Source organism: Microbacterium sp. SWDP-B6, assembly GCF_059803615.1.
In genome coordinates this window covers 45,028-59,282 of the sequence record NZ_JAPFGV010000003.1, presented here as the reverse complement: position 1 = coordinate 59,282, position 14,255 = coordinate 45,028, and the positions used below count along the sequence as shown (strand labels likewise).

General features: G+C 67.8%; 13 protein-coding genes. 11 read left to right on the top strand and 2 right to left on the bottom strand.

Annotation, left to right across the window (positions count from 1 at the left end; genetic code table 11):
* The first annotated feature begins 47 nt into the window (after positions 1 to 47).
* The 11 genes from OPU70_RS06270 to OPU70_RS06220 all read left to right on the top strand — a co-directional run bounded on the left by OPU70_RS06270 (position 48) and on the right by OPU70_RS06220 (position 11,476).
* Positions 48 to 1,307: a D-arabinono-1,4-lactone oxidase gene (locus tag OPU70_RS06270; RefSeq protein WP_498557354.1), complete on the top strand. Its 1,260-nt coding sequence runs from the start codon at positions 48 to 50 to the stop codon at positions 1,305 to 1,307.
* A gap of 68 nt (positions 1,308 to 1,375) precedes the next feature.
* Positions 1,376 to 2,395: a LacI family DNA-binding transcriptional regulator gene (locus OPU70_RS06265; RefSeq protein WP_042541402.1), complete on the top strand. Its 1,020-nt coding sequence runs from the start codon at positions 1,376 to 1,378 to the stop codon at positions 2,393 to 2,395.
* Positions 2,392 to 3,939 carry a sugar ABC transporter ATP-binding protein gene (locus OPU70_RS06260; RefSeq protein ID WP_042541403.1) on the top strand — a complete coding sequence of 516 codons (1,548 nt, stop codon included), beginning with the start codon at positions 2,392 to 2,394 and terminating at the stop codon, positions 3,937 to 3,939. The genes OPU70_RS06265 and OPU70_RS06260 overlap by 4 nt, the downstream gene beginning before the upstream one ends.
* 180 nt (positions 3,940 to 4,119) lie before the next feature.
* Positions 4,120 to 5,118: a substrate-binding domain-containing protein gene (locus OPU70_RS06255; protein WP_498557353.1), complete on the top strand. Its 999-nt coding sequence runs from the start codon at positions 4,120 to 4,122 to the stop codon at positions 5,116 to 5,118.
* Positions 5,119 to 5,213: 95 nt separating this feature from the next.
* Complete coding sequence (locus OPU70_RS06250; protein ID WP_042541405.1) at positions 5,214 to 6,821, top strand: sugar ABC transporter ATP-binding protein; 1,608 nt, start codon at positions 5,214 to 5,216, stop codon at positions 6,819 to 6,821.
* A complete protein-coding gene (locus OPU70_RS06245) occupies positions 6,818 to 7,885 on the top strand; it encodes an ABC transporter permease (protein ID WP_042541406.1) in 1,068 nt (355 codons plus the stop codon). The genes OPU70_RS06250 and OPU70_RS06245 overlap by 4 nt, the downstream gene beginning before the upstream one ends.
* Positions 7,882 to 8,919: an ABC transporter permease gene (locus OPU70_RS06240; RefSeq protein WP_498557352.1), complete on the top strand. Its 1,038-nt coding sequence runs from the start codon at positions 7,882 to 7,884 to the stop codon at positions 8,917 to 8,919. Before OPU70_RS06245 ends, OPU70_RS06240 begins: the two co-directional genes overlap by 4 nt.
* Positions 8,920 to 9,094: 175 nt before the next feature.
* Complete coding sequence (locus OPU70_RS06235; protein ID WP_042541407.1) at positions 9,095 to 9,385, top strand: type VII secretion target; 291 nt, start codon at positions 9,095 to 9,097, stop codon at positions 9,383 to 9,385.
* Positions 9,385 to 10,695, top strand: a complete 1,311-nt coding sequence (locus tag OPU70_RS06230; protein ID WP_498557351.1) for a putative T7SS-secreted protein — start codon at positions 9,385 to 9,387, stop codon at positions 10,693 to 10,695. The genes OPU70_RS06235 and OPU70_RS06230 overlap by 1 nt, the downstream gene beginning before the upstream one ends.
* Positions 10,696 to 10,796: 101 nt before the next feature.
* Entirely contained in the window at positions 10,797 to 11,192 is a 396-nt protein-coding gene (locus OPU70_RS06225) for a hypothetical protein (protein WP_231567592.1), read from the top strand.
* The gene (locus OPU70_RS06220) at positions 11,192 to 11,476 is read left to right on the top strand and encodes a WXG100 family type VII secretion target (protein ID WP_052492986.1); all 285 of its coding nucleotides are present in this window, start codon (positions 11,192 to 11,194) and stop codon (positions 11,474 to 11,476) included. Before OPU70_RS06225 ends, OPU70_RS06220 begins: the two co-directional genes overlap by 1 nt.
* Positions 11,477 to 11,492: 16 nt before the next feature.
* Here the strand turns inward: OPU70_RS06220 and OPU70_RS06215 are convergent, their stop codons facing one another.
* A complete protein-coding gene (locus OPU70_RS06215; RefSeq protein ID WP_498557350.1) occupies positions 11,493 to 13,361 on the bottom strand; it encodes a glycoside hydrolase family 127 protein in 1,869 nt (622 codons plus the stop codon).
* Entirely contained in the window at positions 13,358 to 14,248 is an 891-nt protein-coding gene (locus OPU70_RS06210; protein WP_079113626.1) for a carbohydrate ABC transporter permease, read from the bottom strand. Before OPU70_RS06210 ends, OPU70_RS06215 begins: the two co-directional genes overlap by 4 nt.
* Positions 14,249 to 14,255 lie beyond the last annotated feature (7 nt).

Below are 14,255 nucleotides of genomic sequence, written 5' to 3'. Positions count from 1 at the left end.
GTCCGCCGCGCCGCGGAATGTCCGCACTCGCTGACTACTATGGCCCGATGACCATCGAACGCAACTGGGCAGGCAACCTCACCTACCGTGCTTCCGCCGTCGAGCACCCGGACTCGATCGACGAGCTGCGGCATCTGCTCGCCCGGGGCGGAGCCGCGCGCATCCTCGGATCGAGGCACTGCTTCAATGACATCGCCGACACCGACGGCCTGCTCATCGCCCTCGATCGGCTGCCCGTCGTGTTCGAGGTGAACGATGCGCGTGACGCGGTGCGCGTCTCCGGCGGGCTGCGCTACGGCGACCTCGCTCCGCTGCTCGACGCCGAGGGACTCGCGCTCGCCAACCTCGCCTCGCTGCCCCACATCTCGATCGCCGGCGCAGTCGCGACCGGCACGCATGGCTCGGGCGACGCCATCGGCTCGCTGGCCTCGGCGGTGCGCGCGCTGACGATCATCACCCCGGCGGGGGAGACGCGCACCCTCGCCCGCGGCGACGACGAGTTCGACGGCGCGGTCGTCAGCCTCGGTGCGCTGGGTGCTGTCGTCGACGTCACGCTCGATGTCGAGCCCACCTACGAGGTGGCGCAGCACGTGTTCGAGCATCCGTCGTGGGATGCGATCCTCGCCGACTTCGACGAGGTGACGAGCATCGGCACGAGCGTCAGCATCTTCTCGCGCTGGGAGCACACCGACTTCGCCGACCAGATCTGGGTCAAGCAGCGCCAGCCCGAGGCCCGGGAGCTCGCCCGTGACGACCTCTTCGCCCGATTGGGGGCGGAGCCGGCGACCGCCAAGCGGCATCCGATCATCGGCGTCGATCCTGTCGCCTGCACCGAGCAGCTCGGCGAGTCGGGACCGTGGTTCGAGCGCCTCGCGCACTTCAAGCTCGAGTTCACGCCGTCGGCCGGCGCCGAGATCCAGAGCGAGTACCTCGTGCCCCGCGCCGACGCCGTCGCCGCGATCCAGGCGGTGCGCACGCTCGCCGGTCAGATCGCGCCGCTGCTGCTCGTGAACGAGATCCGCACGGTCGCCCCCGACTACCTCTGGCTGAGCTCGTCGCAGGGCACGGATGCCGTCGGCATCCACTTCACCTGGAAGCCCGACGAGGCGGCCGTGCGCGCGTTCCTGCCCACGCTCGAAGCGGCACTGCCCGAGACCGCCCGCCCGCACTGGGGCAAGGTCTTCACTCTCGACGCCGCAGAGGTGCGCTCGCGCTATGCGCGGTGGGATGACTTCGCCGCCCTCGCGCGGCGCTTCGACCCCGAGCGTCGTCTCGTGAACCCGTACCTCGAGCGCCTGGGGCTGTAGCGGGATCCATTGCACCACCCCGGTTGTTCTCGGTAACATTCTCCGAGGCTCAGCCGACGGAGGTGTGCATGGCGAACGTCGGCTCAGACAAGCCCAACATCCGTCAGGTCGCGACCATCGCGGGCGTCTCGCACATGACGGTGTCGCGTGTTCTCAACGATCACCCGAACATCAAGCCCGACACGAAGCGCCGCGTCCTCGAGGCGATCGAGGAGCTCGACTACCGCCCGAATCTCGTCGCCAGGGCGCTCGCCACCCAGCGCACCCGGCGCATCGGCGTGATCGTCGAGAGCGCGGTCGCGCATGGCCCGACCAGCATCCTGCGGGCCGTCGAGCTGTCGGCGCGCGCCACGGGGTACTCGGTCACACCGATCGCGCTGCACGAGGGCGATGCGCTGTCTCCCCAGGAAGCGGTCGACCACCTCGTGACGCAGGGGGTCGATGCGCTGTGCGTGATCGCGCCACGTTCGTCGTCGGTGGCCGCTCTGCGGCGCATCGCCATCACCGTGCCCATGCTCGTGGTCAAGGCCGACGCCGATCCGACCTTTCTCACGGTGTCGATCGACCAGCACGCCGGCACGACGTCGGTGGTCGATCACCTCGTCGCGCTCGGACACCGAGACATCCTGCACCTCTCCGGCCCACTGGACTGGCTCGATGCGAGAGCGAGAGAGCGCGCCTTTCACACGAGGGCCAAGTCGTGGGGCATCCGTGAACGGCCCATCGTGGTCGGAGACTGGTCGGCCGACTTCGCCTACGACTTCGCGAAGGGTCTCACCCGGCTGCCGGATTACACGGCGATCTTCGCCGCCAACGACGACATGGCGATGGGCCTGATCCACGGGCTGCACGACAGGGGCTTCGAGGTGCCGCGAGACCTCAGCGTGGTCGGGTTCGACGACATCCCGCTCGCTCGGCATTTCATCCCTCCGCTCACGACGGTGCGCCAGGATTTCGGCGCACTGGGCGTCGCGGTGGTCGAGATGCTGCGCGCGGCCATCGAGGGTCGTGACATCCCCGCGCTCACCCGGATCCCGACCGAGCTCGTCGCCCGCGGATCGTCGGCCGCGCCCAGGGAGGTGCGGTGACCCCCGACCGTGGTCCCGAGCCGGTGGTGCGGCTCGAGGGCATCACGGTCGAGTTCCCGGGCGTGCGCGCGCTCGACGCCGTGGACTTCCGCCTGCTCCCCGGTGAGGTGCATGCCGTGATGGGCGAGAACGCCGCCGGCAAGTCGACGCTCGTCGCGGTGATCACCGGCACGCTCTCTCCCGGCGAGGGCGCGGTGGTCGTCGACGGCGAACCGCGTCGCTTCTCGGGAGTTGCCGACAGTCGAGCGGCCGGCATCGCCACGGTGTTCCAGGAGGCGCAGCTGAGCCCCAATCTCAGCGTGGCCGAGAACGTGATGCTCGGGCGGGAGCGCCGGGGCCGATTCGGAATCGACTGGCGCAGGACCAGGGCGGATGCCGCCGAGGCGCTGGCCAGGCTGGGACTCGACGACCTCGACCCGAAGACGCCGCTGTCGATGCTGACACCGGCGCAGAAGCAGCTGGTCGCTCTCGCTCGTGCGGTCGTCGACGACCCGAGGGTGCTCATCCTCGACGAACCCACCTCGAGCCTCGACGTCGCCGAGGTCGCCACTCTGATGCGGGTCATCCGGGGTCTGCGGCAACGCGGCGTCGCGATCCTGTTCATCTCGCACTTCCTCGAGCAGGCGTTCGCGATCAGCGACCGCATGACGGTGCTGCGCGGCGGGCGACGGGTGGGCGAATACGCGACGCGCGACCTCGACCGAGCCGACCTGATCTCGAAGATGCTCGGCAAGGACATCGACAGCCTGAGGGCCCTCGGCTCGGAGCGCAAGGCTCATCACTACGCGTACGACGGGGAGCCGGCCATGCAGGCGTCCGGTGTGGGTCGACGCGGCGAGCTGGAGCGCATGGACGTCGAGATCCAGAGGGGTGAGATCGTGGGGCTCGCGGGGCTCCGGGGGTCGGGGCGCACCGAGCTCGCGTCGTTGCTCAGCGGTTCGGTGCGCACCGACAGCGGAGAGCTCTGGGTCGACGGAGAACGCGTGCAGCTGCGCAGCCCCTCGGCAGCGCTGCGGCACCGCATCGCGCTGTCGGCCGAGAATCGGGGCACACAGGGCATCATCGGCGAGCTCACGGCCCGCGAGAACATCATCCTCTCGCTGCAGGCGCTGCGCGGATGGACTCGTCCTCTCTCGCACGCCGAGTCGAGGGGTCTCGTGGAGACGTACGTCGAGGCGCTGCATCTCGACCCTGCGGACCTCGACCGCCCGGTCGGTCTCCTGTCGGGGGGAACGCAGCAGAAGGTGCTCCTCGCTCGAGCGCTGGCGGTGCGCCCTCACGTGCTGATCCTCGACGAGCCCACTCGGGGGATCGACATCGCGGCCAAGGTCGAGGTGCAGCGCCGCATCAGCCAGCTGGCCGGAGACGGCGTGGCCGTCGTGTTCATCTCGTCAGAGCTCGAAGAGGTCGTGCGGCTGAGCGATCGCATCGTCGTGCTGAAGGACCGCGAGAAGATCGGCGAGCTCAGCAACGGTCCGGGTGTGACCGTCGACACGGTGGTCGAGATGATCGCCGCCGAGCTGAGTCACAGCGCTGAACTGTGATCGGTAACAACATCCACCGACCGTGATCGGTCCGATTTGGTAACGAAGTCTTGTGTTTCAGAAATTGTTCCCGGTAACATCACGGCAGGACACGCGAAGCAGCTGTCCTGCAATCACGTCAGGACCATGACTGGTCCGCCACCGCCGGAGTGACCGCCGGCATCTCAAAGAGGAGAAGAAATGTCCGCGAAGAAGCGCATCCGCGTCGCGTTCGGCCTGGCAGCAGTCGGCGCACTCACCATCGGCCTTGCGGCCTGCTCGTCCGGCGACTCGGGCGGCGACGGCGGAGATGGCTCAGAGGAGATCACCACCGTCGGCTTCGTGGCTGTCGGCCCCGAAGGCGCATGGCGCGAGGCGAACGAGCAGAACATCCAGGACACCTTCACGGAGGACGCCGGATACGAGCTCAAGTACGCCCCCGCCACGAACCTCGACCAGAAGTCGCAGATCGACGCCTTCACGTCGTTCGTCGACGAGGGCGTCGACGTCATCCTGCTGTCGGCCACCGAGGCCTCCGGCTGGGAGGACTCGCTCAAGCGTGCGCAGGAGGCGGAGATCCCCGTGATCCTGCTCGACCGCGGCATCGAACCAGACGACGACAGCCTCTACGTCACGCGCATCGCCCCCGACAACGTCGAGGTCGCCAAGGAGGTCGGCACCTGGGCTGCGGCCACGTTCCCCGACGGCGGCAACTACGTCGTGCTCGAGGGCCCGGCCGGTGTCGGCGTCGTGAACGAGCGCAACACGGGCTTCGACGAGGGCCTGGGCGACTCGTCGCTCACGAAGCTCGACGCGCAGACCGCGAACTGGTCGGCGGAAGAGGGCAAGAGCGTCTTCGAGACGATGCTGAAGTCCTCGAACAACGACATCCAGCTCGTGTTCGCACAGAACGACGAGATGGGCCTCGGTGCCGCGCAGGCCGCCGAGGAGGCGGGCCTCGTCGTCGGTGAAGACGTCAAGATCGCCACGATCGACGGCACCAAGAACGCCATGCAGGCACTGGCCGACGGTCAGCTCAGCTACGTGCACGAATACAACCCGCTGTTCGGTGAGACCGCGCTCGAGGTCGTCGAGAAGGCTCTCGCCGGCGAAGAGGTCGAGTCGTACATCGTCGTCCCCAGCGAGGCGTTCGACTCCGCCGAGGCGGCCCAGGCCGTGCTCGCCGACCGCAAATACTGACCGAGCACCGAACCCGACGCCGGAGTGATCCGGCAGCGAACCCGGGTGGGGCAGGAGCACTGCTCCACCCGGGTTCTGCGGACGGAGAGACAGCGATGAACGAAGCACTGCCCATCGTCGAGATGCGGGGGATCTCCATCGAGTTCCCGGGCGTGAAAGCCCTCGACGGGGTCGATTTCCGGCTGTTCCAGGGCGAGGTCCACGCGCTCATGGGAGAGAACGGCGCCGGAAAGTCGACCCTGATCAAAGCACTGACCGGTGTCTACCAGATCGACTCGGGGTCGATCGTCGTCGCGGGTCAGGAGCGCAGCTTCGGCGGTGCGGACGACGCGCAGGATGCCGGGATCTCGACGGTCTACCAGGAGGTCAATCTCGCCCCGAACCTCTCGATCGGCGAGAACGTGATGCTCGGACACGAGCTGCGTGGAGTGTTCGGCATCAACTGGACGGCCACCCACCGCGCCGCGACCGACGCTCTCTCCCGACTCGGGTTGGGGCACCTCGACACGCGCCGACCGCTCTCGACTCTCTCGATCGCGCTGCAGCAGCTCGTCGCCATCAGCCGCGCGATGGCGATCAAGGCCAAGGTGCTCATCCTCGATGAGCCGACCTCCAGCCTCGACGCCGCCGAGGTCGACGGCCTCTTCACCGTGATCAGGGCGCTGCGCGACCAGGGCGTCGCGATCCTCTTCGTCTCGCACTTCCTCGATCAGGTCTACGCGATCAGCGACCGCCTGACGGTGCTGCGCAACGGACTGTACGAGGGCGAGTACCTGACCCGAGACCTCGACCGCCATGCCCTCATCTCGAAGATGATCGGCAAAGACCTCGACGCGCTCACGTCACTCGGGGGCAACCGCCGCCGTACACCGCGCGACGCGGACGAGAAGCCGCTGCTCGCAGCATCCGGAATCGCACGACGAGGCGCGGTCGAGGCGACCGACCTCGACATCCGCCCCGGCGAAGTGATCGGCTTCGCCGGTCTGCTGGGCTCCGGACGCACCGAGCTCGCGCGACTGCTCTACGGGGCCGACCGCACCGACGAGGGCACGATCGAGCTGCACGGTCACCGGGTCGACCTCAAGTCGCCGGCCGACGCGCTGCCCCGCCGCATCGCCTTCTCGACCGAGAACCGTCGCGACGAGGGCATCATCGGAGACCTGACCGTGCGCGAGAACATCGTCCTCGCGGTGCAGGCCGAGCGCGGGTGGGCGCGGCCGATGAGCCGCAAGGAGCAGGATGCGATCGTCGACCGCTACATCGAGCAGTTCAACGTCCGCCCGGCCGACCCCGACCGGATGATCAAGAACCTCTCCGGTGGCAACCAGCAGAAGGTGCTGCTCGGGCGCTGGCTCGCCACGCAGCCCGAGCTGCTGATCCTCGATGAGCCGACCCGCGGCATCGACGTGGGCGCCAAGGCCGAGATCCAGGAGGCGGTGGCCGAGCTCGCCGAAGACGGCGTCGCCGTGGTGTTCATCTCGTCCGAACTCGAAGAGGTCGTGCGTCTCTCCGAACGGATCGTCGTGTTGAAGGACCACCGCAAGATCGGCGAGATCCAGAACGGCCCCGACGTCACCGCGCAGGTGATCGTCGATGTGATCGCCGCTCATGGAGTGGAGGCCGCGGCCGAGACGCTCGACGACACAGACGGCGCCGTGCCCGATAGCATCGCCCCCACGACCGACAAGGAGGCAGCGCGATGACCGCGTCAGCCGGCACCACCATCTGGCGGGATCTGATCCACAAGCCGTTCTTCTGGGGCATCGTCGCGATCCTCGCACTGCTCGCCCTGAACGTGATCAAGGACCCGACCTACCTCGCGCTCTCGATCAACCCCAACAACGGCAACCTGGTGGGCAACCTGATCGACATCCTGCGCCAGGCGGCGCCGATCATGATGATCGCGATCGGGATGTCGCTCGTGATCGCCACCGGCGGCATCGACCTCTCGGTCGGCTCGCTCATGGCCGTCGCCGGGGCCGTCTCGATGGAGTTCCTCAGCGCCGCCGGCGACTCCTTCGGTGCGGCGCTCGCCGCGGTCGGGCTCGCGCTGGTGATCACCGGCATCCTCGGGGCGGTCAACGGTCTGCTCGTCGCCTACGTCGGACTGCAGCCGTTCATCGCGACCCTCGTGCTCATGCTCGCAGGCCGAGGCATCGCCAAGGTGATCACGGGCGGGCAGAACACCACGGCGTCGAACGACGCGTTCCGGTGGATCGCCAACGGCTTCGTGATCGGCATCCCCGTGGTGTTCATCCTCGCCGTGCTCATCGTGATCGCCGTCGGCTGGGTCGTCAGGCGCAGTGCGCTGGGTCTCATGATCGAGGCGATCGGCATCAACCCCCGCGCCAGCCGCATGGCGGGCATCAAGCCGAAGGGCCTGCTGCTCACGGCGTACATCATGAGCGGCATCCTCGCGGGGATCGCGGGGATCATGTCGGTCGGCAGCGTCATGACCGTCGACATCTCGCGCACCGGGTATCAGCTCGAGCTCGACGCGATCCTCGCTGTCGTCATCGGCGGCGCGTCGCTGGCCGGCGGCAAGTTCTCGCTCAGCGGCGCGTTCGTGGGCGCGCTGCTGATCGCCACGCTCGACAAGACCGTGCTGTACCTCGGGGTCTCGTCGTCGGCGACGCCGGCGTTCAAGGCCATCGTGATCGTCGTGCTGTGCCTGCTGCAGTCGCAGCGGGTGCGCAGCTGGTTCCGCTCGCGCCGCAAGACCCGACCGGTCGAACAGGTCCTCGCCAAGGAAGAGGTGTCCGCATGAGCGTCGTGACCGCCACCCCGGCTCCGCAGGCGACCGAGACCATCGTCGAGCGCATACGCCGCATGATCACGTCGAACCCGTCGGTGCTGCCGACGATCGCCTCGGTCGCGATCTTCGTCGGCATGGTGATCTTCGGCGAGGTGGCCTACGGCCGCATCCTGCAGTTCAACACGCTGTCGAACCTGCTGATCAACAACGCGCACCTCATCGTGCTGGCCGTCGCGCTGACCTTCGTGATCCTCACCGGCGGAATCGACCTGTCTGTCGGCTCGATCATCGCGGTCTCCTCGGTCGCGGGAGTCATGCTCTCGAACGCCGGATGGAACGCGTTCGCCGTGATCATCGCGATGATCGGCATCGGCGTGCTCTTCGGCATCGTCTCGGGCGTGCTGATCAGGTATTTCAACGTGCAGCCGTTCATCGCGACGCTGGCGATGATGTTCCTCGGTCGCGGCCTCGCGTCGCTGCTCAGCACCAAGCCGGAGCGACTCGGCGAGGAATCGCCGATCCGCTGGATCGGCACGCAGCTGAAGATCATCGACGGCCCCAAGGTCAACGACCTCGTGATCACCCCCGCGGTGCTCGTCGCGGTGATCGTCGTGGCCGCCGCGTTCTTCGTGCTGCACCGCACTCGCACGGGGCGCACGGTCTACGCGATCGGCGGGTCGGAGAGCTCGGCGCTGTTGATGGGGCTTCCCGTGCAGCGCACCAAGGTGCTGGTCTACGTGATCAGCGGCGGGCTGGCCGGTCTCGCGGCGGTGCTGTACACCGCCCGACTCGGAACCGCGCAGAACATCACCGGCATCGGATGGGAACTCGACGCGATCGCCGCAGCGGTCATCGGCGGCACCGTGCTGACCGGCGCGTACGGCTATGTGCTCGGGTCGGTCGTCGGAGCGCTGGTGCTGGGGCTCATGAACGTGCTGATCACACGCGACGGCGGGATCCCTCCCGAGATGACCACGATCATCACCGGCGGCATCCTGCTCGTGTTCGTGCTGCTGCAGCGTGCGGTGACGCGAAAACGCGAGTAGCTTCCGTTCGAATGACGTGAAAGACCCCTTGTCCGGTGGACAAGGGGTCTTCTGCGTTCCCGCAGTGTCACGCGTCGACCGCGCGGCATTCCTGAACACCGGTATGTAGCACGTGGAGACCGCAATTCACCTCATATGACTACGTAACATCGTCATGCGGACATGTGGGGGCGCGATGACAGATGTGGAGACCGACGAGCTCCGAGCTCTCGCGACGCAGGCGGAGAGCGTGCGGGGAGACTTCGGATCGCCGGTGGTCGCGCAGTCGTCGGGGCTGGGAGCGGGCTCTCTCGACGAGGCAGTGGCGCGGTTCGGTGAAACCTGGACGACGGCTCTGGGGCGTCGTCTCGGGGATGTCGACATGCTCGCCGAGAATCTGCGGCAGACGGCTGAGGTGTTCGACCGGGGAGACGAGGCGTCGAGCAGTGAACTCGACCAGATGATCTGGGCCGAGAGCGACTACTGATGCCCGAACTGGGGATGACGAATGACCCGGTCGTATTAGTGCCCGGTTCTCATGCCGCAGCGCACACGGTCGCGTCGGCGTGGCGGTCTCGGTCAGAGGCCGCCACTGCGCTTCGGGACGGGTTGAGAGGCCTCGAGGTCGATTCCGCGTGGACCGGGTACCCGTACGACAAGTACCTCGAGCGGGCGGAGTATGTGTGGTCGTCGTGGCAGAGGTGCGGCGAGTACCTGATGAGTGGCGCCGCCGCTCTGTCGGCCTATGGCGATGCTCTGCGATGGGCGCAGGATGAGGCGGCGCGCGCGATCGACCTGTGGGAGCAGGCGGAGGCGGCGACGGTCGTCTCGCGTCAGGCGCACCGGGTGAAAGTGCGGGAGCTGGAGCGCGACCTCGGCCTGCGGCACGTCGAACTCGACGTCCCGTTCATCGATGGCGGGGCGGACCTGCGCGCACAGGCGGTAGACGTCTTGACGAACGCGAGGGGCGTGCTGGATCGCTACGCCATGGATGCCGCGAACACCATCCATGACGCGGCGGACGCGGCGCCCCTGGAGACGCCGAAGCAGACCGAGAGCACAACGAACTGGGCAGTGGCGGGGGCGATCGGCGCGGCGGTGTTCGAGACCGCCGTGCTCAACCCGGCGAGAGAGCAGCTGAACTTCGTCGCCTCGATGGGCAACGCTCTCCTCAACCACCCCGACTTACTTCTCGAACTGCTCGGCGGAGTCGCCCTCGTGGTCGGTGGCGGCACGATGATCGGCGGCGGAGGCGCACTCGTGCTCACGGGGGTGGGGGCTGTGCCCGGCGGCGGCGTCGCGTGGGCCGGAGTGGGCGTCGCCGGAGCAGGCCTTGTCGCCGCGGGACATGCCAGCGCTCGCTGGATGAACGAGGCGACCGGTGATGATGCAGTCCGCATCGCGGAGCGCCCGCCACCTCACCCCGAGTACGGGGGTCGTGACATCAAGGGCCAGTACAACGGCGACGGGCAACGCCCTTGGGTCGACACCGAGAAGATCGGGTTGGACGAAGTCGCTAGCGATACCGGGTACGACATCATCCGCGACAAGGTGCGTGCGACCATCGACGGGTATTACAAGCCCGGCGCGACGGCCGAGCAGCACCGATACTACGACGGCCTATACAAGAATCCCGACGGCACCTACACCGGCGTGGAGGTCAAAGGAGGAACCGGGAGTCGTGACGCATACCAGAGAGGGTTCGACAGCACCGTCAGTCCCGATCGCCCGGCTACAGCCGTCGTCAACGGCGAGAGAATACAGATCACCAAAGTGATACTGAAGGAAGTCAAGTGACGAAGCCCACACACATCACCCAGAGGAATGGGCGTTCCCGCGGCGCGCTCCTCGATGAATTCCGTCCGTACTCCGAACAGATCCGGTTTGTTCTGCTTCAGATGAACGGATCCTCGTTCTGGGCCTACAGTTTGTGGCGTGCGCCCGAAGGTGCGGACCTGCTGGAGAGCATCCCGTTCAGCGAGGAGTATATGCAGTGCGCGGGAACCGCTGACGCGCTGGCGCTGGAGGTGCGCCGCATCGAGGCCGACGGCACCCCCCACCAGTACGCGATCGGCAAGCCCGGTGGTCACCGCACGGGGGAACCCACCGAGGTGATCCACTACGACGACGGTCGCCACAGCACCACGGTCTATCCGCACGAGGTCTTCACCGCCGATGAAGCAGCCGTCGTCTTCTATACGTATTTCCTCACTGACGACGTGTCTCAGCCGTACGAGCTCCGCGATCTGCACCTGAGCTGGCCGAAACCCGGATCCGAAGAGGGTGACAGCTGATGCGCATCCGCGTCGATCACCAGCCGCTCGCTCAGTCGATCGCGGTTCTCGCTGACACCGCAGATCGGATCCGCGGTCTGCTCGACGAACTCGAGTCTGAGGCCTTCGGGCTGAGACAGCTGTGGACCGGGCAAGCCCACGAGGCGTACTCCCGCGCTCAACGCGAATGGACCGAGTGCGCCGACGGCATGCAGACCGCTCTCACCAGCGCCGCGACCGCCGCAGCCCGCGCGCACGCACGCACCCGCGACGCCGAAGCCCATGTCGCCACCCTGTGGAGCTGAATCCCCCTGAGCGTCGTCACACCGTCGGGATCCACACGCGCATGGTCGACGGACCGCGCTGAGCCCAGTCGTGGTACGGAACGAGAGCAACCTCGTTGACCTCATCGGTCGACCGGTGTCGCACGGGCAGCACGACCCTGCCATCTCGCTCGATCGGGTCCCCGGCGACGACCGCGTCGCCGACGTCACTGCCGAGGTCGATCGACTCGAGCGCCAGCACCTCGGGACCGCGTTGGATCACGACGCTGCCCCGCACGGCATCCACCATCGGATGCGGTGACGTGGCCCTCGCCACGATCGGCAGGCTGAGCTCGACGACGTCGCCGGCGCGGAACGCGCGAGTGATCTCGACCCCACCGGCGGGTGCGGGGGACTCCGTGACCTCGCCGCCGCTGTGCACGCGCACCGTCGCTCCTGATGCCCACGACGGCACGCGCAGCGTCAGCGTGAACTGGGCATCCTCGGCGATCATGATCCGCACGTCACCCTCGACGGGGTAGGTCGTCGACACCTCGAACGCCACGACGCGGCCGTCCGGCAGCGTCGTGCGCACGGTCGACGGCGCGTACTGGTGCAGCTGCACGCCGTCGTCATCCGCCGTGGCCACATAGGCGGCGAGGCTCGCGAAGGTGCGCGCCACGTTCGGCGGGCAGCACGACACCTCGAACCACGGGGCGCGCAGCGACGACGAGGCTCGCGCCGACGTGGCATCCGGGTCCGCCGGCGTGCCCGGCGTGCGCTGATGCAGCGTGTTGGCGTAGAAGAACGCGCGGCCGTCGTCGGCCGGGGAGGTCGCGACGACGTTGAACAGGGTGCGTTCGATGAGGTCGGCATGCCGGACGTCACCGGTCGCGAGCAGCAGACGCCACGAGAACATGATCGAGCCGATCCCTGCGCAGGTCTCGGAGTAGGCGCGGTCCGGCGGCAGCTCCCAGTCGTCACCGAAGGCCTCGTCCTGGTGATGCGACCCCTGGCCGCCGGTCACGTACGTGCGGCGCTCGACCGTGCGATCCCACTGACCTCGCAGGGCGTCGAGCAGCTCGACATCCGACCTCTCGATCGCGACGTCGGTCGCTCCGGAGGCGAGGTAGTTGGCGCGCACCGCGTGCCCGCGCAACGCCTGGGCGTCGCGCACGGGCACGTCGTCTTGGAAGTACTCCTGCCCCCACTCGATCTCGCCCAGAGACCCGCGGCCGTGCCGCTCGACGAACAACGCGGCCTGATCGATGTAGCGCTGCTCACCGAGCGCGCGACCGAGCTCGGCCAGGCCCACCTCGACCTCGGCGTGCCCGCAGATCGCGTCGCGCCCGTCGACGCCGAACTCCTGGCATACGAGTTCGGCCGCGAGGCGGGCGACGGCCACGAGTCCGTCATCGGCGTCAGGCCTCGTGCGCGCCCGGGCGACGGCCGCCTGGAAGAGGTGTCCGAGGCAGTACAGCTCGTGCCCCCACTGCAGGGCCGACCAGCGCTCGCCCTGACCGTCGCGGCCGAACATCGTGTTGAGGTATCCGTCGGGCTCCTGCGCGGCGGCGACCCGGTCGACCACGCGGCGGAACCGCTGCTCGAGATCGCTGTCGGCCGCGGCATCCGTGCGCCCGATCTCCCACGCGAGCGCCTCGAGGTACTTGTAGATCTCGGAGTCGGCGAACTCGCGCCCCCGGCGCCCGGCGGGAAGCGTGCCGGCGGCGGCGAGGTCGAAGTTGGGCAGCCAGCCCTCGGACTCCAGGCGCGACTCGATGTGCGTGAGAGTGGCTGAGCCGTTCACGGTCTGGCGGTCGCCCCAGAACCCTCCGGTGATGCGCGCCTCGTCGAGGCCGAGGGGGCGCAGGCGTCCGCGCGTGGGAACCACCGGAGCGGCCGGTGTCGTGGTGTCGAACATGGTCATCCCTTGAAGGCGCCGGACATGAAGCCGCGCACGTAGTGTCGTTGCAGGATCAGGAAGAGCAGGATGCAGGGGAGCGCCAGCACGACGACGCCCGCCTCGGTGGCGCCGTAGTCGACGACACCCTGCACCTGCCCACGGAGGTTCGCCACCGCGAGAGGCAGCGTCATGCGATTGGTGTCGTTGATGAGGATCAGCGGGGCCATGAAGTCGTTCCACGCGGTGAGGAACGCGAACAGGCCGACCGTGACGAGCCCCGGCTTGACCGCGGGCAGCAGCACCCGCCACAGCGCGCCCCAGCTGGAGCATCCGTCGACCATCGCGGCTTCATCCATCTCCCTCGGGATCGACTCGAACGAGATGCGCATCATGAACATCGAGAACGGCAGCTGGAACATCGTGATCACCAGCGCGACGCCGACGAGCGAGTTCTGCAGGCCGACCGAGTTGAGGATCACGTAGAGCGGAATGAGCAGCGTCGCGTAGGGCACCATCAGGATCGCGAGAGTCAGCAGGAACAGGGCGTTCTTGCCGGGGAACGAGAAGCGCGCGAACGCGTAGCCGCCCAGCAGAGAGATGAACAGCGTCAGCGCCACGGTGAGCACCGAGACGAACAGCGAGTTGCCGAGGTACACCCAGATGCCCGCCTGGTACTCGCCGAGGGCGGCGTAATTGCCGAAGCCCCAGCCGTCGGTCTGGCTGGTGCCCGCCATCGGGCTGACTGACGAGACGCCGGTCCAGATGAGCGGGTAGAGGAAGATCACCGCGAGGGCGGTGGTGAACACCCAGTACGGGATGCCGAAGACGACGCGGGCCGCCTTCGATCGATATCGCGGCGCGGTGGGCTGATGATTCGGGGCGACGATGGTGCGTGTCAGGGTCTGGGACATGGTTCTC

What these genes read in the sequence shown, in the direction of transcription:
- OPU70_RS06270 (WP_498557354.1), top strand. Translation starts at nt 48, where the DNA reads ATGACCATCGAACGCAACTGGGCAGGCAACCTCACCTACCGTGCTTCC.
- OPU70_RS06265 (WP_042541402.1), top strand. Translation starts at nt 1,376, where the DNA reads ATGGCGAACGTCGGCTCAGACAAGCCCAACATCCGTCAGGTCGCGACC.
- OPU70_RS06255 (WP_498557353.1), top strand. Translation starts at nt 4,120, where the DNA reads ATGTCCGCGAAGAAGCGCATCCGCGTCGCGTTCGGCCTGGCAGCAGTC.
- OPU70_RS06250 (WP_042541405.1), top strand. Translation starts at nt 5,214, where the DNA reads ATGAACGAAGCACTGCCCATCGTCGAGATGCGGGGGATCTCCATCGAG.
- OPU70_RS06245 (WP_042541406.1), top strand. Translation starts at nt 6,818, where the DNA reads ATGACCGCGTCAGCCGGCACCACCATCTGGCGGGATCTGATCCACAAG.
- OPU70_RS06240 (WP_498557352.1), top strand. Translation starts at nt 7,882, where the DNA reads ATGAGCGTCGTGACCGCCACCCCGGCTCCGCAGGCGACCGAGACCATC.
- OPU70_RS06235 (WP_042541407.1), top strand. Translation starts at nt 9,095, where the DNA reads ATGACAGATGTGGAGACCGACGAGCTCCGAGCTCTCGCGACGCAGGCG.
- OPU70_RS06230 (WP_498557351.1), top strand. Translation starts at nt 9,385, where the DNA reads ATGCCCGAACTGGGGATGACGAATGACCCGGTCGTATTAGTGCCCGGT.
- OPU70_RS06225 (WP_231567592.1), top strand. Translation starts at nt 10,797, where the DNA reads ATGAACGGATCCTCGTTCTGGGCCTACAGTTTGTGGCGTGCGCCCGAA.
- OPU70_RS06220 (WP_052492986.1), top strand. Translation starts at nt 11,192, where the DNA reads ATGCGCATCCGCGTCGATCACCAGCCGCTCGCTCAGTCGATCGCGGTT.
- OPU70_RS06215 (WP_498557350.1), bottom strand. Translation starts at nt 13,361, where the DNA reads ATGACCATGTTCGACACCACGACACCGGCCGCTCCGGTGGTTCCCACG.
- OPU70_RS06210 (WP_079113626.1), bottom strand. Translation starts at nt 14,248, where the DNA reads ATGTCCCAGACCCTGACACGCACCATCGTCGCCCCGAATCATCAGCCC.